1 protein-coding gene is annotated in these 387 nt (G+C 34.9%); it reads left to right on the top strand.

Going from position 1 to position 387, the window contains the following annotated elements:
- On the top strand, positions 1–387 hold a 387-nt coding region (locus tag KHA85_RS17190; RefSeq protein ID WP_213186717.1), incomplete at both ends, for a hypothetical protein.

Raw genomic sequence — 387 nt, 5'->3', positions numbered from 1 at the left:
AGCATATGTTAACAGAGGCGATCAAGCAGTATGCGAAGGTTCTGGTGTTGCTGCTACGATTACAATGAAAGCCAAAACTGATATTGCAAATGTTAGAGATGCTATTGATTTAAGTAAGGTTTCATTATATGGACCAGATGTTTTAAATAGTGATCCAGGATTACAACCTTCAGATGATGCATTAGTATCTACTACACCAAATTCTAGTGGTGCAATTTCTGCAAAAAGAGCTATTGGGCCAAACAAAGAAAGTATTGTAACTGTTGAATTTGATATGGTAACAACATTAGCACCAAATGAAACAAATGCAATTGTCTCATTGGGAAGTAGTGATTCTAACTATACTGCATATTCTCAAATGCCAGTTGTAATTCGTATGTATAAAGA

This window comes from Dietzia massiliensis (assembly GCF_018390595.1).
GTDB lineage: Bacteria > Actinomycetota > Actinomycetes > Mycobacteriales > Mycobacteriaceae > Dietzia > Dietzia massiliensis.
Note: the sequence above shows the minus strand (reverse complement) of the source record. Positions and strands in the feature narration are given on the sequence as shown.